The sequence below is a fragment of the Pseudomonas sp. fls2-241-TYG-175 genome (assembly GCF_030209155.1).
GTDB classification, from domain to species: Bacteria; Pseudomonadota; Gammaproteobacteria; order Pseudomonadales; family Pseudomonadaceae; genus Aquipseudomonas; species Aquipseudomonas viridiflava.
This window is the reverse complement of record NZ_JARVSO010000013.1, coordinates 189,007-213,336: the sequence shown is the minus strand read 5'-3', so window position 1 is coordinate 213,336 and position 24,330 is coordinate 189,007. Positions and strand designations below refer to the sequence as shown.

34 protein-coding genes are annotated in these 24,330 nt (G+C 55.1%); all 34 read left to right on the top strand.

The window, feature by feature from the left end:
* Positions 1-30 precede the first annotated feature (30 nt).
* Entirely contained in the window at positions 31-4,230 is a 4,200-nt protein-coding gene (gene rpoC / locus QRN20_RS11490) for a DNA-directed RNA polymerase subunit beta' (RefSeq protein WP_004883660.1), read from the top strand.
* A gap of 194 nt (positions 4,231-4,424) precedes the next feature.
* On the top strand, positions 4,425-4,796 hold the full coding sequence (gene rpsL, locus QRN20_RS11485; RefSeq protein WP_002555494.1) for a 30S ribosomal protein S12: 372 nt from the start codon (positions 4,425-4,427) through the stop codon (positions 4,794-4,796).
* 122 nt (positions 4,797-4,918) lie between these two features.
* Positions 4,919-5,389 (top strand): 30S ribosomal protein S7, encoded by a 471-nt coding sequence (gene rpsG, locus QRN20_RS11480; RefSeq protein WP_002555493.1) that lies wholly within the window; start codon positions 4,919-4,921, stop codon positions 5,387-5,389.
* Between the two features lie 30 nt (positions 5,390-5,419).
* Complete coding sequence (gene fusA / locus QRN20_RS11475; protein ID WP_004883662.1) at positions 5,420-7,525, top strand: elongation factor G; 2,106 nt, start codon at positions 5,420-5,422, stop codon at positions 7,523-7,525.
* 31 nt (positions 7,526-7,556) lie between these two features.
* Complete coding sequence (gene tuf, locus QRN20_RS11470) at positions 7,557-8,750, top strand: elongation factor Tu (RefSeq protein ID WP_025995600.1); 1,194 nt, start codon at positions 7,557-7,559, stop codon at positions 8,748-8,750.
* A 141-nt stretch (positions 8,751-8,891) separates the two neighbouring features.
* Positions 8,892-9,203, top strand: a complete 312-nt coding sequence (rpsJ, locus tag QRN20_RS11465; RefSeq protein WP_003186070.1) for a 30S ribosomal protein S10 — start codon at positions 8,892-8,894, stop codon at positions 9,201-9,203.
* A gap of 81 nt (positions 9,204-9,284) precedes the next feature.
* Positions 9,285-9,920, top strand: a complete 636-nt coding sequence (rplC, locus tag QRN20_RS11460) for a 50S ribosomal protein L3 (protein WP_024687032.1) — start codon at positions 9,285-9,287, stop codon at positions 9,918-9,920.
* Between the two features lie 12 nt (positions 9,921-9,932).
* Positions 9,933-10,535 carry a 50S ribosomal protein L4 gene (rplD, locus tag QRN20_RS11455; protein ID WP_004883668.1) on the top strand — a complete coding sequence of 201 codons (603 nt, stop codon included), beginning with the start codon at positions 9,933-9,935 and terminating at the stop codon, positions 10,533-10,535.
* The gene (rplW, locus tag QRN20_RS11450) at positions 10,532-10,831 is read left to right on the top strand and encodes a 50S ribosomal protein L23 (protein WP_002555488.1); all 300 of its coding nucleotides are present in this window, start codon (positions 10,532-10,534) and stop codon (positions 10,829-10,831) included. Before rplD ends, rplW begins: the two co-directional genes overlap by 4 nt.
* Before the next feature lie 14 nt (positions 10,832-10,845).
* Positions 10,846-11,670, top strand: coding sequence for a 50S ribosomal protein L2 (gene rplB / locus QRN20_RS11445; RefSeq protein WP_003186055.1), 825 nt, complete (start codon positions 10,846-10,848; stop codon positions 11,668-11,670).
* Between the two features lie 16 nt (positions 11,671-11,686).
* Positions 11,687-11,962, top strand: a complete 276-nt coding sequence (rpsS, locus tag QRN20_RS11440; RefSeq protein ID WP_004883670.1) for a 30S ribosomal protein S19 — start codon at positions 11,687-11,689, stop codon at positions 11,960-11,962.
* A 13-nt stretch (positions 11,963-11,975) separates the two neighbouring features.
* A complete protein-coding gene (rplV, locus tag QRN20_RS11435; protein WP_002555485.1) occupies positions 11,976-12,308 on the top strand; it encodes a 50S ribosomal protein L22 in 333 nt (110 codons plus the stop codon).
* Positions 12,309-12,321: 13 nt separating this feature from the next.
* On the top strand, positions 12,322-13,008 hold the full coding sequence (gene rpsC / locus QRN20_RS11430; protein WP_003176422.1) for a 30S ribosomal protein S3: 687 nt from the start codon (positions 12,322-12,324) through the stop codon (positions 13,006-13,008).
* Positions 13,009-13,020: 12 nt separating this feature from the next.
* Positions 13,021-13,434: a 50S ribosomal protein L16 gene (gene rplP, locus QRN20_RS11425; protein WP_002555482.1), complete on the top strand. Its 414-nt coding sequence runs from the start codon at positions 13,021-13,023 to the stop codon at positions 13,432-13,434.
* Positions 13,434-13,625, top strand: a complete 192-nt coding sequence (gene rpmC, locus QRN20_RS11420; RefSeq protein WP_002555481.1) for a 50S ribosomal protein L29 — start codon at positions 13,434-13,436, stop codon at positions 13,623-13,625. The genes rplP and rpmC overlap by 1 nt, the downstream gene beginning before the upstream one ends.
* Positions 13,626-13,627: 2 nt before the next feature.
* Positions 13,628-13,894: a 30S ribosomal protein S17 gene (rpsQ, locus tag QRN20_RS11415; RefSeq protein ID WP_002555480.1), complete on the top strand. Its 267-nt coding sequence runs from the start codon at positions 13,628-13,630 to the stop codon at positions 13,892-13,894.
* A gap of 23 nt (positions 13,895-13,917) precedes the next feature.
* Positions 13,918-14,286: a 50S ribosomal protein L14 gene (gene rplN, locus QRN20_RS11410; protein ID WP_002555479.1), complete on the top strand. Its 369-nt coding sequence runs from the start codon at positions 13,918-13,920 to the stop codon at positions 14,284-14,286.
* 11 nt (positions 14,287-14,297) lie between these two features.
* Complete coding sequence (gene rplX, locus QRN20_RS11405) at positions 14,298-14,612, top strand: 50S ribosomal protein L24 (RefSeq protein ID WP_002555478.1); 315 nt, start codon at positions 14,298-14,300, stop codon at positions 14,610-14,612.
* Between the two features lie 20 nt (positions 14,613-14,632).
* Positions 14,633-15,172, top strand: a complete 540-nt coding sequence (gene rplE / locus QRN20_RS11400) for a 50S ribosomal protein L5 (protein ID WP_029241915.1) — start codon at positions 14,633-14,635, stop codon at positions 15,170-15,172.
* Positions 15,173-15,185: 13 nt separating this feature from the next.
* Complete coding sequence (rpsN, locus tag QRN20_RS11395; RefSeq protein ID WP_002555476.1) at positions 15,186-15,491, top strand: 30S ribosomal protein S14; 306 nt, start codon at positions 15,186-15,188, stop codon at positions 15,489-15,491.
* 213 nt (positions 15,492-15,704) lie between these two features.
* The gene (rpsH, locus tag QRN20_RS11390; RefSeq protein WP_004883681.1) at positions 15,705-16,097 is read left to right on the top strand and encodes a 30S ribosomal protein S8; all 393 of its coding nucleotides are present in this window, start codon (positions 15,705-15,707) and stop codon (positions 16,095-16,097) included.
* Between the two features lie 12 nt (positions 16,098-16,109).
* On the top strand, positions 16,110-16,643 hold the full coding sequence (gene rplF, locus QRN20_RS11385) for a 50S ribosomal protein L6 (protein WP_004883684.1): 534 nt from the start codon (positions 16,110-16,112) through the stop codon (positions 16,641-16,643).
* A gap of 10 nt (positions 16,644-16,653) precedes the next feature.
* On the top strand, positions 16,654-17,004 hold the full coding sequence (gene rplR / locus QRN20_RS11380; RefSeq protein WP_002555473.1) for a 50S ribosomal protein L18: 351 nt from the start codon (positions 16,654-16,656) through the stop codon (positions 17,002-17,004).
* Positions 17,005-17,007: 3 nt separating this feature from the next.
* Positions 17,008-17,508: a 30S ribosomal protein S5 gene (rpsE, locus tag QRN20_RS11375; RefSeq protein ID WP_024687031.1), complete on the top strand. Its 501-nt coding sequence runs from the start codon at positions 17,008-17,010 to the stop codon at positions 17,506-17,508.
* Between the two features lie 2 nt (positions 17,509-17,510).
* Positions 17,511-17,687, top strand: a complete 177-nt coding sequence (gene rpmD, locus QRN20_RS11370; RefSeq protein ID WP_003444363.1) for a 50S ribosomal protein L30 — start codon at positions 17,511-17,513, stop codon at positions 17,685-17,687.
* A 3-nt stretch (positions 17,688-17,690) separates the two neighbouring features.
* The gene (rplO, locus tag QRN20_RS11365; RefSeq protein WP_004883688.1) at positions 17,691-18,125 is read left to right on the top strand and encodes a 50S ribosomal protein L15; all 435 of its coding nucleotides are present in this window, start codon (positions 17,691-17,693) and stop codon (positions 18,123-18,125) included.
* Positions 18,126-19,460: a preprotein translocase subunit SecY gene (gene secY, locus QRN20_RS11360; RefSeq protein ID WP_004883689.1), complete on the top strand. Its 1,335-nt coding sequence runs from the start codon at positions 18,126-18,128 to the stop codon at positions 19,458-19,460.
* A 28-nt stretch (positions 19,461-19,488) separates the two neighbouring features.
* Positions 19,489-19,605 (top strand): 50S ribosomal protein L36, encoded by a 117-nt coding sequence (gene rpmJ, locus QRN20_RS11355; protein WP_002555468.1) that lies wholly within the window; start codon positions 19,489-19,491, stop codon positions 19,603-19,605.
* Between the two features lie 130 nt (positions 19,606-19,735).
* On the top strand, positions 19,736-20,092 hold the full coding sequence (gene rpsM, locus QRN20_RS11350; protein ID WP_004883692.1) for a 30S ribosomal protein S13: 357 nt from the start codon (positions 19,736-19,738) through the stop codon (positions 20,090-20,092).
* A 30-nt stretch (positions 20,093-20,122) separates the two neighbouring features.
* Positions 20,123-20,512, top strand: a complete 390-nt coding sequence (gene rpsK, locus QRN20_RS11345; protein WP_002555466.1) for a 30S ribosomal protein S11 — start codon at positions 20,123-20,125, stop codon at positions 20,510-20,512.
* Positions 20,513-20,530: 18 nt separating this feature from the next.
* Complete coding sequence (rpsD, locus tag QRN20_RS11340; protein ID WP_002555465.1) at positions 20,531-21,151, top strand: 30S ribosomal protein S4; 621 nt, start codon at positions 20,531-20,533, stop codon at positions 21,149-21,151.
* 22 nt (positions 21,152-21,173) lie between these two features.
* Entirely contained in the window at positions 21,174-22,175 is a 1,002-nt protein-coding gene (locus QRN20_RS11335) for a DNA-directed RNA polymerase subunit alpha (protein WP_003176403.1), read from the top strand.
* Between the two features lie 41 nt (positions 22,176-22,216).
* On the top strand, positions 22,217-22,603 hold the full coding sequence (rplQ, locus tag QRN20_RS11330) for a 50S ribosomal protein L17 (RefSeq protein ID WP_002555463.1): 387 nt from the start codon (positions 22,217-22,219) through the stop codon (positions 22,601-22,603).
* Between the two features lie 169 nt (positions 22,604-22,772).
* Complete coding sequence (locus QRN20_RS11325) at positions 22,773-24,218, top strand: catalase (protein ID WP_122412632.1); 1,446 nt, start codon at positions 22,773-22,775, stop codon at positions 24,216-24,218.
* The last annotated feature ends 112 nt before the right edge of the window (positions 24,219-24,330 follow it).

Genomic DNA, 24,330 nt, shown 5'->3' with positions numbered 1-24,330 from the left:
CTGCTCCCTGCTCCGCCAGGAGGAAAGGCCTTGAAAGACCTACTGAATTTGCTGAAAAACCAGGGTCAAGTCGAAGAGTTCGATGCTATCCGCATCGGCCTCGCGTCGCCTGAGATGATCCGCTCGTGGTCGTTCGGTGAAGTTAAAAAACCGGAAACCATCAACTACCGTACGTTCAAGCCTGAGCGTGACGGTCTGTTCTGCGCCAAGATCTTTGGCCCGGTAAAAGATTACGAGTGCTTGTGCGGTAAGTACAAGCGCCTGAAGCACCGCGGTGTCATCTGCGAAAAATGCGGTGTGGAAGTGGCTCTGGCCAAGGTTCGTCGCGAGCGCATGGCTCACATCGAACTGGCCTCGCCAGTCGCTCACATCTGGTTCCTGAAGTCCCTGCCGTCCCGTATCGGCCTGCTGATGGACATGACCCTGCGTGATATCGAACGCGTTCTCTACTTCGAGAGCTATGTCGTTATTGATCCAGGCATGACCACCCTCGAAAAGGGTCAGCTGTTGAACGACGAGCAGTACTTCGAAGCGCTGGAAGAGTTCGGTGACGACTTCGACGCCCGTATGGGTGCCGAAGCTGTCCGTGAACTCCTGCACGCTATCGATCTGGAGCACGAAATTGGCCGTCTGCGTGAAGAGATTCCGCAAACCAATTCCGAGACCAAGATCAAGAAGCTGTCCAAGCGTCTGAAGCTGATGGAAGCCTTCCAGGGTTCCGGCAACCTCCCTGAGTGGATGGTGCTGACCGTTCTGCCGGTTCTGCCGCCAGATCTGCGTCCTCTGGTTCCATTGGACGGTGGCCGTTTTGCGACGTCCGACCTCAACGATCTGTATCGTCGAGTGATCAACCGTAACAACCGTTTGAAGCGTCTGCTGGATCTGTCCGCTCCTGACATCATCGTGCGCAACGAAAAGCGCATGCTGCAGGAAGCGGTCGATGCCCTGCTGGACAACGGTCGTCGCGGTCGCGCAATCACCGGTTCCAACAAGCGTCCTCTGAAATCCCTGGCTGACATGATCAAGGGTAAGCAAGGTCGTTTCCGTCAGAACCTGCTCGGTAAGCGCGTTGACTACTCCGGTCGTTCGGTAATTACCGTTGGCCCGACCCTGCGTCTGCATCAGTGCGGTCTGCCTAAGAAGATGGCTCTCGAGCTGTTCAAACCGTTCATTTTCGGCAAGCTGGAAATGCGTGGCCTGGCCACGACGATCAAAGCTGCCAAGAAGATGGTCGAGCGCGAGCTGCCGGAAGTGTGGGACGTTCTCGCTGAAGTGATTCGCGAACACCCAGTGCTTCTGAACCGTGCGCCAACGCTTCACCGTCTGGGTATCCAGGCATTTGAACCGGTACTGATCGAAGGTAAGGCTATCCAGCTGCACCCTCTGGTCTGTGCTGCGTACAACGCCGACTTCGACGGCGACCAGATGGCCGTTCACGTTCCTTTGACGCTGGAAGCCCAGCTCGAAGCGCGTGCGCTCATGATGTCGACCAACAACATCCTGTCGCCAGCCAACGGTGAGCCAATCATCGTTCCTTCGCAGGACGTTGTACTGGGTCTGTACTACATGACCCGTGAAGCGATCAACGCCAAGGGCGAAGGCCGTGTGTTTGCAGACCTGCAGGAAGTCGACCGCGTATTCCGCGCCGGCGAAGCAGCGCTGCACGCCAAGGTCAAGGTCCGCATCCACGAAACGGTCAACGATCGTGATGGTGGCAGCGTCAAGAACACCCGTATCGTTGACACCACTGTCGGCCGTGCGCTGTTGTTCCAGGTGGTTCCGGCCGGCCTGTCCTACGACGTCGTCAACCAGCCGATGAAGAAGAAGGCGATCTCCAAGCTGATCAACCAGTGCTACCGCGTGGTTGGTCTGAAAGAGACCGTCATTTTCGCTGACCAGTTGATGTACACCGGTTTTGCCTACTCGACTATCTCGGGTGTTTCGATCGGCGTTAACGACTTCGTTATCCCGGACGAGAAGGCTCGCATCATTGACGCGGCCACCGAAGAAGTTAAAGAGATCGAAAGTCAGTACGCCTCGGGCCTGGTTACTCAGGGCGAGAAGTACAACAAGGTGATCGACCTCTGGTCCAAGGCGAACGACGAAGTATCCAAGGCGATGATGTCGAACCTCTCGAAAGAGCGGGTGATCGACCGTCATGGCGTCGAAGTCGACCAGGAGTCCTTCAACTCGATGTACATGATGGCTGACTCCGGTGCGCGTGGTTCTGCTGCCCAGATCCGTCAGCTGGCCGGTATGCGTGGTCTGATGGCCAAGCCGGACGGCTCCATCATCGAAACGCCGATCACTGCGAACTTCCGTGAAGGTTTGAGCGTACTTCAGTACTTCATCTCGACTCACGGTGCTCGTAAGGGTCTTGCGGATACCGCACTGAAAACCGCTAACTCCGGTTATCTGACTCGTCGTCTGGTAGACGTCGCGCAGGATCTGGTAGTTACCGAAGTCGATTGCGGCACCGAACACGGCTTGCTGATGACTCCGCACATTGAAGGCGGTGACGTTGTCGAGCCTCTGGGTGAGCGCGTACTGGGTCGAGTTATCGCCCGTGACGTATTCAAGCCAGGCACTGAAGAAGTGATCGTGCCTGCCGGTACGCTGGTAGACGAGAAGTGGGTCGAGTTCATCGAGCTGAACAGCATCGACGAAGTGATCGTTCGCTCGCCGATCAGCTGTGAAACCCGCTACGGCATTTGCGCCAAGTGCTACGGTCGCGACCTGGCTCGTGGTCATCAGGTCAACATTGGTGAAGCTGTCGGCGTTATCGCTGCACAGTCCATCGGTGAGCCGGGTACCCAGCTGACAATGCGTACGTTCCACATCGGTGGTGCGGCAAGCCGGACCTCCGCAGCTGACAGCGTTCAGGTGAAGAATGGCGGTACTGTCCGTCTTCACAACCTGAAGCACGTTGAGCGTGTTGACGGTTGCCTGGTTGCGGTATCCCGCTCCGGTGAGCTGGCAATCGCCGATGACTTCGGTCGTGAGCGTGAGCGTTACAAGCTGCCATACGGTGCAGTGATTTCGGTGAAGGAAGGCGACAAGGTCGACGCTGGCTCTATCGTTGCCAAGTGGGATCCGCACACTCACCCAATCGTCACCGAGATGAAAGGTACTGTTACCTACGTCGGCATGGAAGAAGGCATCACGATCAAGCGTCAGACCGACGAATTGACCGGTATGACCAACATTGAAGTGCTCGATGCCAAAGACCGTCCAGCTGCCGGCAAGGACATCCGTCCGGCCGTGAAGATGGTAGGTCTGGATGGCAAGGATCTGTTGCTGCCGGGTACTGACGTACCTGCCCAGTACTTCCTGCCTGCAAACGCCCTTGTTGGTGTTGCGGACGGTGCGCAGATCGCGATCGGTGATGTTATCGCTCGTATTCCGCAGGAAACTTCGAAGACCCGTGACATCACCGGTGGTCTGCCGCGTGTTGCCGACCTGTTCGAAGCGCGTCGTCCGAAAGAGGCTTCGATCCTTGCAGAAGTCAGCGGTACCATCGCGTTCGGTAAAGAGACCAAAGGCAAGCGCCGTCTGGTCATTACCCCGAACGACGGTAGCGATCCGTACGAGGAGCTGATTCCGAAGTGGCGTCACCTGAACGTCTTCGAAGGCGAACAAGTGAACCGCGGCGAAGTTATCTCCGACGGTCCGAGCGATCCACACGACATCCTGCGTCTGCTGGGTGTGAGTGCGCTGGCCAAGTACATCGTCAACGAGATCCAGGACGTATACCGTCTGCAGGGCGTGAAGATCAACGACAAGCACATCGAGACCATTCTGCGTCAGATGCTGCGTAAGGTTGAGATTGCCGAGTCTGGCGATTCCAGCTTCATCAAGGGCGACCAGATGGAGTTGACTCACGTACTGGTAGAGAACGAGCGTCTGAGCACGGAAGACAAGTTTGTCTCCAAGTTCACACGCGTACTGCTGGGTATCACCAAGGCATCGCTGTCCACTGAGTCGTTCATTTCCGCGGCCTCCTTCCAGGAGACAACCCGCGTACTGACCGAAGCAGCTGTGACTGGCAAGCGCGACTACCTGCGCGGCCTGAAGGAGAACGTGGTCGTGGGTCGTCTGATCCCGGCCGGTACCGGTCTGGCTTATCACAGCGAGCGCAAGCGTCGCCGTGAAATGGACAAACCGATGCGTGTCAGTGCGAGCGAGGTAGAAGCCGCTCTGACTGAAGCGTTGAACTCCAGCGGTAACTGAGACTAAAGCCTCGGCACTCGCATCAGTCGCACAGCATTCGTGCTGTTCGCCTGATGTGGACGTCGGGGCTTTGTCTTGACTGGGGACAGGATCCTCTTTAGACTCTTGTACCCCTAAATTTGGCGGGGCTTGTGCCCTGTCATTTGCTTTTCTTGTAAGACAATAGCGTCGCAAGACAACAGTGGAGCTAGTAGATGGCAACTATCAACCAGCTGGTACGTCAGCCGCGTAAGCGTATCGTCGAGAAATCCGACGTGCCTGCGCTGCAGAACTGCCCGCAGCGTCGCGGTGTGTGCACTCGTGTGTATACCACCACGCCGAAAAAACCTAACTCGGCATTGCGTAAAGTCTGCCGTGTGCGCCTGACCAACGGTTTCGAGGTTTCCTCGTACATCGGTGGTGAAGGTCACAACCTGCAAGAGCACAGCGTGGTACTGATCCGTGGCGGTCGTGTAAAAGACTTGCCAGGTGTTCGTTATCACACCGTTCGTGGTTCTCTGGATACCTCCGGCGTTAAAGGCCGTAACCAGGGTCGCTCGAAATACGGTACCAAGAAGCCTAAGTAGTATTTGGTTTCTGATTAAAATTGCAGATTTCTATTTTTCTGAGTCGATAAGAGTAAGGTCGGGCGCATCCTTTTCAGGATGGTGGTCCCGAGCTAACCTGAAGACCGTTTGAGGGCTTATCCATGCCAAGAAGACGCGTAGCAGCCAAGCGCGAAGTGCTTGACGATCCAAAATACGGAAGCCAGATTCTGGCGAAGTTCATGAACCACGTGATGGAAAGCGGCAAGAAAGCCGTTGCCGAGCGTATCGTTTATGGCGCGCTGGAGAAGGTTAAAGAGCGTAAGAACAGCGATCCCCTGGAAATCTTCGAGAAAGCTCTCGACGCCATCGCTCCGCTGGTCGAAGTAAAGTCGCGCCGTGTAGGCGGTGCTACTTACCAGGTTCCTGTCGAAGTTCGTCCGTCCCGTCGTAATGCTCTGGCAATGCGTTGGCTGGTAGACTTCGCGCGCAAGCGCGGTGAGAAGTCTATGGCTCTGCGTTTGGCTGGCGAACTGTTGGACGCCGCCGAAGGTAAAGGTGCTGCGGTCAAGAAGCGTGAAGATGTGCACCGTATGGCTGAGGCCAACAAGGCTTTCTCGCACTACCGCTTCTAATTTCAGCGTCACTAATTTTGCGAGGGCTTTATGGCTCGTACTACACCGATTGGCCGTTACCGTAACATTGGTATCGTCGCTCACGTGGATGCTGGTAAAACCACCACCACCGAGCGCGTCCTTTTTTACACCGGCAAAAGTCACAAGATGGGCGAGGTGCATGACGGCGCCGCGACCACGGACTGGATGGTTCAAGAGCAGGAGCGTGGTATTACCATTACTTCTGCTGCCATCACTGCCTTCTGGCAGGGTTCGGAAAAGCAGCACAAGGACCAGTATCGCTTCAACGTCATCGATACCCCGGGCCACGTTGACTTCACCATTGAAGTTGAACGTTCCCTGCGTGTACTCGACGGCGCGGTCGTGGTGTTCTGTGGTACTTCCGGCGTAGAGCCGCAGTCCGAAACCGTATGGCGTCAAGCCAACAAGTACGGTGTTCCACGTATCGTTTACGTGAACAAGATGGACCGTGCCGGTGCTAACTTCCTGCGCGTTATCGCTCAGATCAAGCAGCGCCTGGGCCACACGCCAGTGCCAATCCAGTTGGCTATCGGTTCCGAAGACAACTTCCAGGGTCAGATCGATCTGATGTCCATGGAAGCTGTTTACTGGAATGATTCCGACAAGGGTATGGTTCCTGTTCGCAAGCCGATCCCTGAAGAGCTTCAGGAGCTGGCTGACGAGTGGCGCAGCAACATGGTCGAGGCTGCGGCCGAAGCCAATGAAGAGCTGATGAACAAGTACCTCGAAGGTGAAGAGCTCACCAACGCGGAAATCAAGGCCGCTCTGCGTCAGCGCACCATTGCTGGCGAGATCGTTCTGGCTGTTTGCGGTTCTTCGTTCAAGAACAAGGGCGTTCCCCTGGTTCTCGACGCCGTGATCGACTACCTGCCGGCTCCAATCGATATTCCTGCTATCAAGGGTTCCGACCCTGATAACGAGGAAATTCAAATGGAGCGTCATGCAGACGACGACGAGCCGTTCTCGGCTCTGGCGTTCAAGATCGCTACCGACCCATTCGTGGGTACCCTGACCTTCGTCCGCGTTTACTCGGGCGTGTTGGCATCCGGCGACGGAGTGATCAACTCGGTCAAGGGCAAGAAAGAGCGCGTGGGTCGTATGGTGCAGATGCACGCAAACGCCCGCGAAGAGATCAAGGAAGTACGCGCTGGCGACATCGCGGCCCTGATCGGCATGAAGGACGTCACCACTGGTGAAACCTTGTGCAACGCTGACAAGCCAATCATCCTGGTTCGCATGGACTTCCCGGAGCCGGTTATTTCGGTTGCCGTTGAGCCAAAGACCAAGGATGACCAGGAAAAAATGGGTATCGCACTGGGCAAACTTGCTCAGGAAGACCCGTCTTTCCGCGTAAAAACTGATGAAGAGACTGGTCAAACGATCATCTCTGGCATGGGCGAGTTGCACCTGGACATCCTGGTTGACCGGATGCGCCGTGAGTTCAACGTCGAAGCCAACATCGGCAAGCCTCAGGTTTCCTATCGTGAGCGCATCACGAAGAACTGCGAAATCGAAGGCAAGTTCGTTCGTCAATCCGGCGGTCGTGGCCAGTTCGGTCACTGCTGGATCCGTTTTGCGCCTGCTGACGAAGGTCAGGAAGGTCTGCAATTCGTGAACGAAGTGGTGGGTGGTGTTGTTCCTAAGGAATACATCCCGGCTATCCAGAAGGGTATCGAAGAGCAGATGAAGAACGGCGTTGTTGCCGGCTATCCGCTGATCGGCCTGAAGGCTACCGTGTTTGATGGTTCTTACCACGACGTCGACTCGAACGAGATGGCGTTTAAGGTGGCTGCTTCCATGGCGACCAAGCAACTGGCCCAGAAGGGCGGTGGTGAGTTGCTTGAGCCGATCATGGCGGTAGAGGTTGTTACGCCTGAAGACTATATGGGTGACGTGATGGGCGACCTTAACCGTCGTCGCGGCATGATTCTGGGTATGGAAGATACGGTTTCCGGCAAGGTTATCCGCGCCGAGGTTCCGTTGGGTGAGATGTTCGGTTATGCGACCGACGTTCGCTCCATGTCTCAGGGTCGCGCAAGCTACTCTATGGAATTCAAAAAATACAATACAGCGCCGTCGCACATCGTCGAAACTGTAACCAAAAAACAAGGCTGATTCAGCGCCTTTAGGCTAGGAGTTATTTGTCGTGGCTAAAGAAAAATTTGAACGTAACAAACCGCACGTCAACGTTGGCACCATCGGTCACGTTGACCATGGTAAAACCACGCTGACCGCAGCTCTGACTCGTGTTTGCTCCGAAGTTTTCGGTTCCGCCAAGGTTGACTTCGACAAGATCGACAGCGCCCCGGAAGAGAAGGCTCGTGGTATCACCATCAACACCGCTCACGTTGAATACGATTCGGCCGTTCGCCACTACGCGCACGTTGACTGCCCAGGTCACGCCGACTACGTAAAAAACATGATCACCGGTGCTGCGCAGATGGACGGCGCTATCCTGGTTTGCTCCGCTGCTGACGGCCCGATGCCTCAGACTCGCGAGCACATCCTGCTGTCCCGTCAGGTTGGCGTTCCGTACATCGTTGTCTTCCTGAACAAGGCTGACATGGTTGACGACGCTGAGCTGCTGGAACTGGTTGAAATGGAAGTGCGTGACCTGCTCAGCACCTACGATTTCCCAGGTGACGACACTCCGATCATCATCGGTTCGGCTCTGATGGCTCTGAACGGCCAAGACGACAACGAGATGGGCACTACTGCTGTCAAGAAACTGGTTGAAACTCTGGACAGCTACATCCCAGAACCAGTTCGTGCTATCGACAAGCCGTTCCTGATGCCAATCGAAGACGTTTTCTCCATCTCCGGTCGCGGTACTGTTGTAACCGGTCGTGTTGAGCGTGGCATCATCAAGATCCAGGAAGAAGTAGAAATCGTAGGTCTGCGTGACACTACCAAGACTACTTGCACTGGCGTCGAGATGTTCCGCAAGCTGCTGGACGAAGGTCGTGCTGGTGAGAACTGCGGCGTTCTGCTGCGTGGCACCAAGCGTGACGACGTTGAGCGTGGCCAGGTTCTGGTCAAGCCAGGCACCGTCAAGCCGCACACTCAGTTCGAAGCTGAAATCTACGTTCTGAGCAAGGAAGAAGGCGGTCGTCACACTCCGTTCTTCAAAGGCTATCGTCCACAGTTCTACTTCCGTACTACCGACGTAACTGGTAGCTGCGAACTGCCGGAAGGCACCGAAATGGTTATGCCAGGTGATAACGTTAAAGTTTCCGTTACCCTGATCAAGCCTATCGCAATGGAAGACGGTCTGCGTTTCGCTATCCGTGAAGGCGGTCGTACCGTCGGCGCTGGCGTCGTAGCCAAAATCATCGCCTAAGCGTTGATGTCCTGAAAGAGCCCCCGCCTTGCGGGGGCTTTTTTATTGGGTTGACACCCTGTCTGCTCGTCTATAGAATTGCGCCTCCTTTTAACGGGCGTATTGCGCTCGGTGGGAACAGCAATCTGGAGTCTGAATCCAATGCAAAACCAGCAAATCCGTATCAGGTTGAAGGCTTTTGACCATCGCCTGATCGACCAATCAACCCAGGAAATCGTGGAAACCGCGAAACGTACTGGTGCACAGGTGCGTGGTCCGATTCCACTGCCGACTCGTAAAGAGCGGTTCACCGTTCTGGTTTCTCCGCACGTCAACAAAGACGCGCGCGACCAGTATGAGATCCGTACTCACAAGCGCGTTCTGGACATCGTCCAGCCAACGGATAAAACCGTTGACGCTCTTATGAAGCTCGATCTTGCGGCCGGTGTGGAAGTTCAGATCAGCCTCGGCTAAGACTTGGGTCTTAGTCGTGTAACGCTCTGAAATGGGCGGCCATAGCGGGTGAAAGCCCCGTACACTCATGAGGTTTACAACATGACTATTGGTGTAGTCGGTCGTAAATGCGGTATGACCCGTATTTTCACCGAAGAAGGTGTCTCCATTCCGGTCACGGTCATTGAGATCGAGCCGAATCGCGTCACTCAGTTCAAAACCGAAGAAACCGATGGCTATCGTGCAGTGCAAGTCACTGTCGGCGAGCGTCGTGCTTCGCGTGTTACAGCCGCTCAGGCTGGCCACTTCGCCAAGGCGAACGTAGCTGCCGGTCGTACCATCATGGAGTTCCGTCTTGAAGAAGGCGACTACCAGGCTGGCGATCTGATCAACGCTGAAATCTTCGCTGCAGGTCAACTGGTTGATGTAACCGGTCAGTCCAAAGGTAAAGGCTTCCAGGGTACGATCAAGCGCTGGAATTTCCGTGGTCAGGATAACACCCACGGTAACTCCGTCTCCCACCGCGTCCCGGGCTCTATCGGCCAGTGCCAGACTCCTGGTCGTGTATTCAAGGGCAAAAAAATGTCCGGTCATATGGGCGCTGAGCGCGTGACCGTGCAGTCCCTGGAAGTAGTGCGCGTGGACGCTGAACGCAATCTGTTGTTGGTCAAGGGTGCTGTTCCTGGCGCTACTGGCGGCAACCTGGTTGTACGTCCGGCAGCCAAGGCTCGCGGTTAAGGGGAAGCTGACATGCAATTAAATGTAAATGACGCTCAAGCAATCGAAGTTTCCGAACTGACATTTGGCGGCGAATTCAACGAGACGCTGGTTCACCAGGCAGTCGTGGCCTACATGGCTGGCGGTCGTCAGGGTAGCAAGCAGCAAAAGACCCGTTCTGACGTATCCGGTGGCGGTAAGCGCCCATGGCGTCAAAAGGGTACTGGCCGCGCTCGTGCCGGTACTATCCGTAGCCCAATCTGGCGTGGCGGCGGTACCACTTTCGCAGCTCGTCCACAGGACCACTCTCAGAAGCTCAACAAGAAGATGTATCGCGCAGCACTGCGCTCCATCCTTGCTGAACTGGTTCGTACTGATCGTCTGGTCGTGGTTCAGGACTTCGCTGTTGAAGCACCGAAAACCAAAGACTTGCTGAGCAAGCTGAATGGCATGGGTCTGACTGATGTCCTGATCGTGTCTGACGCTGTTGACCAGAATCTGTACCTGGCTGCTCGTAACCTGCCGCACGTTGATGTTCGTGACGTACAGGGTTCCGATCCAGTTAGTCTGATCGCATACGACAAGGTGTTGATCACCGTGTCGGCCGTGAAGAAATTCGAGGAGCTGCTGGGATGAACCAGGAACGCGTATTTAAAGTTCTACTTGGCCCGCACGTTTCCGAAAAGGCCACGGTTCTGGCTGACAAGAAAGGCCAGTTCGTTTTCAAGGTTGCAACTGACGCAACCAAGCTGGAAATCAAGAAGGCCGTCGAAAGCCTGTTCAGCGTGAAAGTAGAGCGTGTTACTACCCTGAATGTTCTGGGTAAGAGCAAGCGCACTGCTCGCGGTCTGGGCAAGCGTAATGACTGGAAGAAGGCAGTTATCTCCCTTCAGCCAGGCCAAGATCTCGATTTCAGCAGCAGTGCTGAGTAAGGAAGGGGTGCATCATGGCAATCGTTAAATGCAAACCGACTTCCCCTGGCCGCCGTTTTGTGGTCAAGGTGGTCAACCAGGAGCTGCATAAAGGCGCTCCTCACGCACCGCTGCTCGAGAAAAAATCGAAGTCTGGTGGTCGTAACAACAATGGCCGTATCACTACCCGTCACATCGGTGGTGGCCATAAGCAGCATTATCGTCTGGTCGACTTCCGTCGCAACGACAAAGATGGCATCGCTGCCACTGTCGAGCGTATCGAATACGATCCAAACCGTACTGCTCACATTGCTCTGCTGCTTTACGCAGACGGCGAGCGCCGCTACATCATCGCCCCTAAAGGCGTTAGTGCTGGCGACCAGCTGATTGCGGGTGCTCTGGCACCAATCAAGCCGGGCAACGCTCTTCAACTGCGCAACATTCCAGTCGGTAGCACCGTACACGGCATCGAATTGAAGCCAGGTAAAGGCGCACAGATCGCACGTTCCGCTGGTGCTTCCGCACAGCTGATCGCTCGTGAAGGTGTGTACGTAACCCTGCGTCTTCGCTCCGGTGAAATGCGTAAAGTATTGGCTGAATGCCGTGCAACGCTTGGCGAAGTCTCGAACTCCGAGCACAGCCTGCGTTCGCTGGGTAAAGCTGGTGCCAAACGCTGGCGTGGCGTTCGCCCAACCGTTCGTGGTGTTGCCATGAACCCGGTTGACCACCCACATGGTGGTGGTGAAGGTCGTACCTCTGGTGGTCGTCATCCGGTATCGCCGTGGGGCTTCCCGACTAAGGGCGCGAAGACTCGTGGTAATAAGCGTACCGACAAAATGATCGTCCGTCGTCGCAAGTAAATAGAGGGATACGACAGTGCCACGTTCTCTGAAAAAAGGTCCTTTTATTGATCTTCACCTACTGAAGAAGATCGAAGTGGCGGCGGAAAAGAACGATCGCAAACCAGTTAAAACCTGGTCGCGTCGTTCGATGATCCTGCCACAAATGGTCGGTTTGACCATTGCAGTGCATAACGGTCGTCAACATGTTCCCGTTCTCGTGAGCGAAGACATGGTCGGCCATAAACTGGGCGAGTTTGCCGGTACCCGCACATATCGTGGGCACGTGGCAGACAAGAAAGCCAAGCGTTAAGGGGTAAGGAACGATGGAAGTAGCCGCTAAGTTGTCGGGCGCTCGAATCTCCGCCCAGAAAGCCCGCTTGGTCGCCGACCAGATCCGCGGGAAGAAGGTGGGCGAAGCGCTCAACCTGTTGGCTTTCAGCAGTAAGAAAGCCGCCGAGATCCTGAAGAAAGTGCTGGAGTCGGCTGTAGCCAACGCCGAGCATAACGAAGGCGCAGACGTTGATGACCTTAAGGTCTCCACCGTTTTCGTCAACGAAGGGCGTTCGCTGAAGCGAATCATGCCACGTGCCAAAGGCCGTGCTGATCGCATCGTCAAGCGGTCTTGCCATATCACTGTCAAGGTTGCTGACAAGTAACGGAGTCGAAGAGATGGGTCAGAAAGTACATCCCATTGGCATTCGCCTGGGAATCGTCAAGGAGCACACCTCCGTCTGGTACGCCGACGGTCGGACTTATGCGGACTATTTGTTCGCTGATCTGAAGGTGCGAGAGTATCTCCAAGACAAACTAAAAAGCGCGTCCGTAAGCCGTATCGATATCCATCGTCCGGCTCAGACTGCACGTATCACCATCCACACCGCTCGTCCCGGCATCGTGATCGGCAAGAAAGGTGAAGATGTTGAGAAACTGCGTCAGGACCTGACCAAGCAAATGGGTGTGCCTGTGCACATCAATATCGAAGAGATCCGCAAGCCGGAGCTGGACGGTATGTTGGTTGCGCAGAGCGTAGCTCAGCAGCTGGAGCGTCGTGTAATGTTCCGTCGCGCTATGAAGCGCGCTGTACAGAACGCAATGCGCATTGGTGCCAAAGGCATCAAAATCCAAGTGAGCGGTCGTCTCGGCGGTGCTGAAATCGCACGTACTGAATGGTATCGCGAAGGGCGTGTGCCATTGCACACCCTGCGTGCCGACATCGACTATGCCAACTACGAAGCTCACACCACTTATGGTGTGATCGGTGTAAAGGTTTGGATCTTCAAAGGCGAAGTAATTGGTGGTCGCCAAGAAGAACTGAAACCACAAGCACCAGCGCCTCGTAAAAAAGCTGCTAAGTAAGGGGTACGCCAAATGTTGCAACCAAAGCGTACGAAGTTCCGCAAGCAGATGACCGGCCACAACCGTGGTCTGGCACTGCGCGGTAGCAAAGTCAGCTTCGGCGAGTTCGCGCTGAAGTCTGTCGCTCGTGGTCGTCTCACCGCTCGTCAGATCGAGTCAGCGCGTCGTGCTCTGACCCGTCACGTAAAACGTGGCGGCAAGATCTGGATCCGTGTATTCCCGGACAAGCCTGTCACCAAGAAGCCACTCGAAGTTCGGATGGGTAAAGGTAAGGGTAACGTCGAGTACTGGGTTGCCCAGATTCAGCCAGGCAAAGTCCTGTATGAAATCGAGGGTGTTACTGAAGAGCTGGCGCGTGAGGCTTTCGCCCTGGCTGCTGCAAAGCTGCCACTCGCCACCTCCTTTGTTAAGCGGACGGTGATGTGATGAAAGCGAATGAACTTCGTGAAAAATCAGCACAGCAGCTGAACGAGCAACTGCTCGGCCTGCTGCGCGACCAGTTCAATCTGCGTATGCAGAAAGCAACTGGCCAGTTGGGGCAGTCTCACCTGCTCTCGCAAGTTAAGCGTGACATCGCTCGCGTGAAGACTGTGCTCAACCAGCAGGCAGGTAAGTAATCATGGCTGAAGCCGAAAAAACCGTCCGTACGCTGACTGGCCGTGTCGTCAGCGACAAGATGGACAAGACCATCACCGTTCTGATTGAGCGTCGCGTAAAGCACCCAATCTACGGTAAATACGTTAAGCGTTCGACTAAGCTGCACGCGCACGACGAAACCAACCAGTGCCATATCGGCGACAAGGTCACGATTCGTGAAACTCGTCCGGTAGCCAAGACCAAGTCTTGGGCATTGGTTGATATCCTCGAACGCGCTGTGGAAGTCTAAGGGCTAAGGGTCGGAGAAATTATATGATTCAGACTCAATCCATGCTCGATGTGGCCGATAACAGCGGCGCACGCCGCGTTATGTGCATCAAGGTGCTGGGTGGCTCCCATCGTCGTTACGCTGGTATCGGTGACATCATCAAAGTAACCGTGAAGGAAGCAATTCCGCGCGGCAAGGTGAAGAAAGGCCAAGTGATGACTGCTGTTGTAGTCCGCACTCGCCATGGCGTTCGTCGTGCAGACGGCTCCATCATCCGCTTCGATGGCAATGCTGCTGTTCTGTTGAACAACAAGCAGGAGCCGATCGGTACCCGTATCTTTGGGCCAGTGACGCGTGAACTTCGTACTGAGAAGTTCATGAAGATCGTCTCGCTCGCCCCAGAAGTTCTGTAAGGAGATCCGACATGCAAAAGATTCGTCGTGACGACGAGATCATCGTGATCGCCGGCAAAGACAAAGGTAAGCGCGGTAAGGTGCTCAAGGTTCTCGCTGACGACCGTCTGGTCGTTGGTGGGATCAACCTGGTGAAGCGCCATACCAAGCCTAACCCGATGTCGGGCGTACAGGGCGGTATCGTCGAGAAAGAAGCGCCACTGCACGCTTCCAACGTCGCCATTTTCAACGGCGCAACCAACAAGGCTGACCGCGTTGGTTTCAAAGTTGAAGACGGCAAGAAAATTCGTGTCTTCAAGTCGACCCAAAAAGCGGTTGATGCTTGAACACTGCTAGGTAGAAGACCATGGCACGACTAAAAGAGATTTACCGGAAGGAAATCGCTCCGAAGCTTAAGGAAGAACTTAAGCTCGCGAACGTGATGGAAGTTCCGCGCGTTACCAAAATCACCCTGAACATGGGTCTGGGCGAAGCGATCGGCGACAAGAAAATCATCGAGCACGCTGTTGCTGACCTGGAAAAGATCACCGGTCAAAAAGTCGTTGTGACTTACGCTCGGAAATCCATCGCTGGCTTTAAAGTCCGTGAAGGATGGCCGATCGGCGTCAAAGTGACTCTGCGCCGCGATCGTATGTATGAATTCCTGGATCGTCTGCTGTCGATCTCCCTGCCTCGGGTTCGCGACTTCCGCGGCCTGAATGCCAAGTCCTTCGATGGTCGTGGTAACTACAGCATGGGCGTGAAAGAGCAGATCATTTTCCCGGAAATCGACTACGACAAGATCGATGCTCTCCGCGGTCTGGACATCACCCTGACCACCACTGCCAAGAACGATGATGAAGGCCGCGCATTGCTGCGTGCTTTCAAATTCCCGTTCCGCAACTGATTGGAGTAGGAAAATGGCCAAGAAGAGCATGAAAAACCGTGAGCTGAAGCGTCAGCTCACTGTTGCCAAGTACGCCAAGAAGCGTGCCGAGCTTAAAGCAATCATCGTTGATCTGAACGCAAGTCCAGAAGCGCGTTGGGAAGCTACCGTAGCTCTGCAGAAGCAACCACGTGACGCAAGCGCTGCGCGCATGCGTAACCGTTGCCGCATCACTGGTCGTCCACACGGCGTTTACCGCAAGTTCGGCCTTGGCCGTAACAAGCTGCGTGAAGCTGCCATGCGTGGCGACGTACCAGGTCTGGTTAAAGCCAGCTGGTAAGGCGCAACTCTCGCTTCAATCCGATCGACGGCGCAGGTTGTCGGTTGGAATGAAGCCTGAATTTGAATCAAGCCCCTTTTGGGGCTTGATTCATTTCCGGGGTAGGACTAGAATTGCCGGCTCGCCTGAGCCCGTGTTTTCACTTGCCCGGAAAATCTCGGCGATAAGCTGTAGCCGTAAGGCTAATTATTTTGTTTTAGGAGCGTCTAGCCCATGAGTATGCAGGACCCGTTAGCGGACATGCTAACTCGTATCCGTAATGCCCAGATGGCTGAAAAGCCCGTCGTAAGCATGCCATCTTCCACGTTGAAGGTTGCTGTAGCAAAAGTCCTGAAGGACGAAGGCTACATTGCGGGTTATCAGATCAGCAGCGAAGTTAAACCATCGCTGTCCATCGAGCTTAAGTACTTCGAAGGCCGTCCGGTCATTGAAGAAGTTAAGCGCGTCAGCCGCCCAGGCTTGCGTCAGTACAAGTCCTCCGACGATCTGCCAAAAGTTCGTGGCGGTCTCGGTGTGTCTATCGTCTCCACCAACAAAGGTGTGATGACGGATCGTGCTGCGCGCGCTGCCGGTGTCGGTGGCGAAGTGCTTTGCACTGTGTTCTAAGGGGGGATAAGCATGTCACGCGTAGCTAAGAACCCCGTTAAGTTGCCATCCGGCGTCGAAGTCAAACTCGTCGGCCAGCAGCTTTCGGTGAAGGGTGCCAAGGGCACTCTAGAACTGAACGTCCATTCGTCTGTTGAGATTGTTGAAGAAGCTGGTGAGCTGCGTTTCGCTGCTCGCAATGGCGATCAACAAACCCGCGCAATGGCCGGCACAACTCGTGCACTGGTTAACAACATGGTCCAGGGCGTAAGCCAAGGCTTCGAGCGCAAGCTCCAGCTGGTCGGTGTTGGTTACAAAGCGCAAGCAAAAGGCACGGTCCTGAACCTGGCACTTGGCTTCTCGCACCCGGTGGATTACGAATTGCCGAATGGCATCACCGCTGAGACCCCCAGCCAGACCGATATCCTGATTCGCGGTATCGATAAGCAGTTGGTTGGTCAAGTGGCCGCTGAGATCCGCGACTTCCGCCGTCCTGAGCCTTACAAAGGCAAAGGTGTGCGTTACGCGGACGAAGTCGTCCGCCGTAAAGAAGCCAAGAAGAAGTAGGGCATAGCAAATGACCGTCAAAAAAGTTACCCGACTGCGTCGCGCTCGCAAAGCACGCCTGAAAATGCACGAGCTGGAAGTCGTGCGTCTCTGCGTGCACCGCTCTTCGCAGCACATTTATGCCCAGGTCATTTCGGCCGACGGCAGCAAAGTCCTGGCAAGCGCCTCGACTTTGGACAAAGAACTGCGTGATGGCGCCACTGGCAACATCGACGCGGCCACTAAGGTTGGCAAGCTGGTCGCCGAGCGTGCAAAAGCCGCGGGCGTATCGCAAGTGGCTTTCGACCGTTCTGGCTTCAAGTACCACGGCCGTGTCAAAGCGCTGGCTGATGCTGCTCGTGAAGGCGGGCTGGAGTTCTAAGTTATGGCAAATAACGACCAAAAACGCGACGAAGGCTACATCGAGAAGCTGGTTCAAGTTAACCGCGTGGCCAAAACCGTAAAAGGCGGCCGTATCTTCACTTTCACTGCGTTGACCGTAGTGGGTGATGGTAAAGGGCGCGTTGGCTTTGGCCGTGGCAAGTCACGTGAAGTGCCTGCTGCAATCCAGAAAGCGATGGAAGCTGCTCGCCGCAACATGATCCAGGTGGATCTGAACGGCACCACACTGCAGTACGCAATGAAGTCCGCCCATGGCGCTTCGAAGGTGTACATGCAGCCTGCTTCTGAAGGTACCGGTATCATCGCTGGCGGCGCTATGCGCGCAGTGCTGGAAGTTGCTGGTGTTCAGAACGTGTTGGCCAAGTGCTACGGCTCGACTAACCCTGTAAACGTGGTTCACGCCACTTTCAAGGGTCTGAAGGGCATGCAGTCTCCTGAGTCCATCGCTGCCAAACGTGGCAAGCGTGTTGAGGAGATCATCTGATCATGGCTACCGTAAAAGTAACGCTGATCAAAAGCATGACCGGCCGCATCCCTAATCACAAATTGTGCATTAAGGGTTTGGGTCTGCGTCGCATCGGTCACACTGTAGAAGTCCTGGATACTCCCGAAAATCGCGGGATGATCAACAAGGCTTACTACATGCTGCGAGTCGAGGGTTAATCGATGAAACTCAATGATCTGAGTCCAGCGCCGGGTTCCCGTCGCGAAAAGCATCGTCCGGGCCGTGGTATCGGTAGCGGTTTGGGTAAGACTGGTGGCCGCGGCCACAAAGGTCAAACCTCCCGCTCCGGTGGCACCATTGCTCCGGGCTTTGAGGGCGGCCAACAGCCGCTGCATCGTCGCCTGCCAAAATTCGGTTTCGTTTCCCTGAAAGCCATGGATCGCGCAGAAGTGCGTCTGTCCGAGCTGGCCAAAGTGGAAGGCGACATCGTAACTGTGCAGACCCTGAAGGATGCCAACGTGATTAACCAGAACGTACAGCGTGTGAAAATCATGCTGTCGGGCGAAGTTACTCGCGCTGTCACCATCAAAGGTATCGCCGCCACCAAAGGTGCGCGTGCGGCTATCGAAGCAGCTGGCGGCAAGTTCGAGGAATAAATGGCTAAGCAAGGTGCTCTCTCTGCGCTCGGCAAAGGCGGTATGTCTGAACTCTGGGCTCGTCTGCGTTTTCTGTTCCTGGCGATTATCGTCTACCGAATAGGCGCACACATCCCGGTTCCAGGTATCAACCCGGACCGACTCGCAGAACTGTTTCGACAGAATGAGGGGACCATTCTTAGCTTGTTCAACATGTTTTCCGGTGGCGCGCTGGAACGGATGAGCATCTTTGCACTGGGGATCATGCCGTACATTTCGGCATCGATCATCATGCAGTTGATGACCGCCGTCAGCCCGCAACTGGAGCAGTTGAAGAAGGAAGGTGAAGCTGGCCGTCGCAAGATTAGCCAGTACACCCGCTATGGCACCGTAGTCCTGGCTCTGGTTCAAGCTGTCGGCATGTCCGTCGGCCTGGCCAGTCAGGGCGTAGCGTTTTCTGGGGACCTGGGTTTCCATTTTGTGGCCGTAACCACCTTCGTGGCAGGTGCGATGTTCATGATGTGGCTGGGCGAGCAGATTACCGAACGCGGTGTCGGTAACGGTATCTCGATGTTGATTTTCGCAGGTATCGTCGCCGGTCTTCCGAGAGCGATAGGGCAGTCTTTCGAGTCTGCACGTCAGGGTGATATCAATATCTTCGCTCTGGTCGCGATCGGTTTGCTGGCAGTAGCGATCATCGGTTTCGTGGTCTTCATTGAGCGTGGTCAGCGTCGTATCGCCGTTCACTACGCCAAGCGTCAGCAGGGCCGCAAGGTCTTCGCTGCGCAGACAAGCCACTTGCCGCTGAAAGTGAACATGGCTGGTGTGATTCCGGCCATTTTTGCGAGCAGCATTTTGCTGTTCCCGGCTTCGCTGGGTTCCTGGTTTGGTCAGTCTGAAGGTCTGGGCTGGTTGCAGGACATCTCGCAGTCGATCGCTCCTGGTCAGCCGTTGAATATTCTGCTGTTTAGTGCAGGGATTATTTTCTTCTGCTTCTTCTATACGGCGTTGATGTTCAATCCGAAAGACGTAGCGGAAAACCTGAAGAAGTCCGGTGCCTTTATTCCGGGTATTCGTCCAGGCGAGCAGTCGGCGCGCTACATTGATGGCGTTTTGACTCGTTTGACCATGTTCGGTGCTCTTTATATGACGGCCGTGTGTCTGCTTCCCCAGTTTCTGGTGGTTGCGGCAAACGTACCGTTCTACCTTGGCGGGACCTCGTTGCTGATCGTGGTCGTGGTTGTGATGGACTTCATGTCCCAAGTGCAATCTCACCTCGTTTCGCACCAGTATGAATCCCTGATGAAGAAAGCCAACCTGAAGGGCTACGGTGGCAGCGGCGGTATGCTGCGCTGAAGCACCCCTAAGGTTCGAGGAGTTGGTGATGAAAGTTCGTGCATCGGTGAAAAAGCTGTGCCGTAACTGCAAGATTATTCGCCGCGAAGGTGTTGTTCGAGTAATTTGCAGCGCGGAACCACGTCATAAGCAGCGCCAAGGCTGATTGTGATTTGTGCTTAAGCCCAGCAGCTAGTGCGCTGCTGGGTTGATTATTTGTTACTACAGCGATATTATCTCGCGCCCTATTTCTTGGCTTCCGGGGCGTAGGTAGCTGTCAATTGGAGTCCCACTGAATGGCCCGTATTGCAGGCGTTAACATTCCAGATAACAAGCATACTGTTATCTCGCTGACCTACATCTATGGTGTTGGTCGCACCACTGCACAGAAAATTTGTGCAACCACCGGGGTTAACCCGGCGGCGAAGATCAAAGATCTGAGCGACGAGCAGATTGAACAGCTGCGTGGCGAAGTGGCGAAGTTCACCACTGAAGGTGACCTGCGTCGCGAAATCAACATGAAAATCAAGCGCTTGATGGACCTGGGCTGCTATCGCGGTCTGCGTCATCGTCGTGGTCTGCCAGTACGCGGTCAGCGTACCAAGACCAACGCGCGTACTCGCAAAGGTCCGCGTAAGCCGATCCGCAAGTAATCGCTCCAGCGCAACGACAGGAATTTAGTCATGGCAAAACCTGCTGCTCGTCCTCGTAAAAAAGTTAAAAAGACAGTGGTTGATGGCATCGCCCACATCCACGCGTCGTTTAACAACACAATCGTCACCATTACCGATCGTCAAGGTAACGCTCTTTCGTGGGCTACCTCCGGCGGTTCGGGTTTCCGTGGTTCCCGCAAGTCCACGCCGTTCGCTGCTCAGGTAGCTGCTGAACGTGCTGGTCAAGCTGCGCTGGAATACGGTCTGAAGAACCTCGACGTCAATGTCAAGGGTCCAGGCCCAGGTCGTGAATCCGCTGTCCGTGCATTGAACGGCTGTGGCTATAAGATCGCCAGCATCACCGACGTGACGCCAATCCCGCACAACGGGTGCCGTCCGCCGAAGAAGCGCCGCGTGTAATCCAGGAGACTGTAAGAAATGGCTCGTTACATTGGTCCAAAATGCAAACTTGCTCGTCGTGAAGGCACCGATCTCTTTCTGAAGAGCGGCGTTCGCGCTATCGAATCCAAGTGCAACATCGAAGCAGCTCCAGGCATCCACGGCCAGCGCCGCGGTCGCCAGTCCGATTACGGTACTCAGCTGCGTGAAAAGCAAAAAGTCCGTCGTATCTACGGCGTTCTCGAGCGTCAGTTCAGCGGCTACTACAAAGAAGCCGCCGGCAAGAAAGGCGCAACAGGTGAGAACCTGCTGCAGCTGCTCGAATGCCGTCTGGACAACGTTGTATACCGCATGGGCTTCGGCTCGACTCGTGCCGAATCCCGTCAATTGGTTTCGCACAAGTCTGTTAGCGTCAACGGCAAAACCGTTAACGTTCCTTCTTATCAGGTTCGTGCTGGCGACGTTGTTGCTATCCGCGAAAAGGCTAAGAACCAACTGCGTATTGTCCAGGCTCTCGATCTGTGTGCCCAACGTGGCCGCGTAGAATGGGTAGAAGTAGACACTGAGAAGAAATCGGGCGTTTTCAAGAACGTACCAGCTCGCAGTGATCTATCCGCCGACATCAACGAAAGCCTGATTGTCGAGCTCTACTCCAAGTAAGGGCTAGAAAATAGGTGCATCCATGCAGATTTCGGTAAATGAGTTCCTGACACCCCGCCATATTGATGTGCAGGTTGTCAGTCCAACCCGCGCCAAGATCACTCTCGAGCCTCTCGAGCGTGGTTTCGGCCATACCCTGGGCAACGCGCTTCGCCGCATTTTGTTGTCCTCCATGCCCGGCTGTGCAGTAGTCGAGGCCGAGATTGACGGTGTACTCCATGAGTACAGCGCCATCGAAGGTGTACAGGAAGACGTCATTGAAATCCTGTTGAACCTTAAAGGTCTGGCTATCAAGCTGCACGGTCGAGACGAAGTTACGCTGACCTTGTCGAAGAAGGGTTCGGGGGTGGTTACCGCTGCCGATATTCAGCTGGATCATGATGTCGAGATCGTTAACCCCGATCACGTAATCGCTAACCTGGCGTCTAACGGCGCCTTGAACATGAAGCTCACCGTAGCTCGTGGTCGTGGTTATGAGCCGGCAGACTCGCGTCAAAGCGATGAAGACGAAAGCCGCAGCATTGGTCGCTTGCAGCTTGACTCTTCGTTCAGCCCGGTTCGCCGTATCGCATACGTGGTGGAAAACGCCCGTGTCGAACAGCGTACCAACCTGGACAAGCTGGTTATTGATCTGGAAACCAACGGTACGCTGGATCCTGAAGAGGCCATTCGCCGCGCTGCAACCATTCTGCAACAGCAGTTGGCTGCGTTCGTCGACCTCAAAGGCGACAGCGAACCAGTGGTAATCGAACAGGAAGACGAGATCGATCCGATCCTGCTCCGTCCGGTTGACGATTTGGAACTGACTGTACGTTCGGCTAACTGCCTTAAGGCGGAGAACATTTACTACATTGGTGACCTGATTCAGCGCACCGAAGTAGAACTGTTGAAAACTCCGAACCTTGGGAAGAAGTCTTTGACTGAGATCAAAGACGTTCTGGCCTCCCGTGGTCTGTCCCTCGGCATGCGCCTCGACAACTGGCCGCCGGCAAGTCTTAAGAAGGACGACAAGGCTACGGCCTGATCGTCGTAATCACCGAACGCGAGTTTGGTAAGGAATGAACCATGCGTCATCGTAAAAGTGGACGTCACCTGAGCCGTACCAGCTCTCACCGCAAAGCCATGTTTCAAAACATGGCGGTGTCGCTGTTCGAGCACGAGCTGATCAAGACTACCCTGCCGAAAGCCAAGGAACTGCGCCGCGTTGCCGAGCCGCTGATCACCCTGGCCAAGGAAGACAGCGTTGCTAACCGTCGTCTGGCTTTCGACCGTACTCGTTCGAAAGAAATCGTCGGCAAGCTGTTCAACGATCTGGGCAAGCGCTACGCAACCCGTCAGGGCGGCTACCTGCGCATCCTCAAGTGCGGTTTCCGCGCTGGCGACAACGCGCCTATGGCGTACGTCGAGTTGGTTGATCGTCCTGTCGGTGGCTCTGTAGAAGCCGCTGAATAAGACATCAGTTTGAACAAGAAACCGGGCCCTGCGCCCGGTTTTTTGTTGCCTTAAATTAAGAAAACCTATCAACATTTAACAATTAATAAATTTCCTCGTGTGATGCTTTCGAATAATAATCTCGCTCAAGCTGATTAGCCGGCTATATAGAGCCTGAGGAAGACATTGCATGACCCAGAAGACGCTTACGACCGCCAGTGGTGCGCCAGTCGCCGACAACCAGAACTCCCGCTCGGCAGGCCCACGGGGTCCTTTGCTGCTGGACGATTTCCATCTGATCGAGAAGCTCGCACACTTCAATCGCGAGAACATTCCAGAACGTCGCGTACACGCCAAGGGCTCGGGTGCTCACGGAACCTTCACCGTGACCAAAGACATCACTCAGTACACCAGCGCCGATCTGTTCAACACCGTAGGCAAGCAGACCCCCATCTTCATTCGCTTCTCCACGGTCGGTGGCGAGCGCGGCTCGGCTGACACTGAACGCGATCCTCGTGGCTTCGCCGTCAAGTTCTATACCCAGGAAGGTAACTGGGACATCGTGGGCAATAACACACCGGTGTTCTTCATCCGTGATCCGCTGAAATTCCCTGACTTCATCCATACGCAGAAGCGTCTGCCGCAGACCAACCTGAAAAGTCCGCAGATGATGTGGGACTTCTGGTCGCACTCTCCAGAAGCCTTGCACCAGGTCACCATCCTGTTTTCGGATCGCGGTATTCCTGATGGCTACCGCCACATGCACGGCTTTGGCAGCCACACCTACAGCCTGATCAGCGCCAATGGCGAGCGTCACTGGGTGAAGTGGCACTACAAAAGCAGGCAAGGCATCAAGAACCTCACGCCCGAGGATGCTGCACGCATTGCCGGTACCGATCCTGATTATGCTCAGCGCGATCTCTTCACTGCTATCGAAAAAGGCGACTTCCCGAAGTGGCAGGTGTGCATTCAGTTGATGACTGAAGCTCAGGCCAACAACCATCACGAGAACCCGTTCGACGTGACCAAAACCTGGTCGCAGAAAGAGTACCCGTTGATTGAAGTCGGTGAGATGGAGTTGAACCGCAATCCGCTTAACTACTTTGCTGAAGTCGAGCAGGCAGCGTTTGGTCCGAGCAACATGGTGCCTGGTGTAGGGCTTTCGCCAGACCGTATGCTGCAAGGTCGTGTGTTCGCCTACGCAGATGCCCACCGCTATCGCGTAGGCACCAACCACCAGCAACTGCCGATCAACGCGCCGAAGAACCCGGTTTACAGCTACCAGCGTGACGGTTCGATGGCATTTGGCACCAATGGTGGCGCTGCACCGAACTACGAGCCAAACAGCTACTCGGATGCGCCCAGGCAGGATCCGCGCTACGCAGAGCCAGCACTGGCATTGAGCGGTACCGCTGATCGTCACGACCACCGCGTGGACGGTGATTACTACAGTCAGGCGGGCAAGTTGTTCAACCTGATGAGCGCCGATCAGAAGGCGCTGTTGATCAATAATATTGCCGTTGCAATGGGTGGCGTATCCAGCGACGTCGTGCAGCGTCAGTTGCAGCACTTCTACAAAGCTGACGCCGCTTATGGTCAAGGCATCGCCGACGCTCTGGGTGTGAAACTGGGCTGAGTCGAAGTGAGAAACAGAACCGCCCTCATTTGGGCGGTTTTTCGCTTCTGGATGGCGTAAATTCGACGCTTTTTATCGGATTATTGCGTTTTTCCGAGTGACCTGCGGCGAC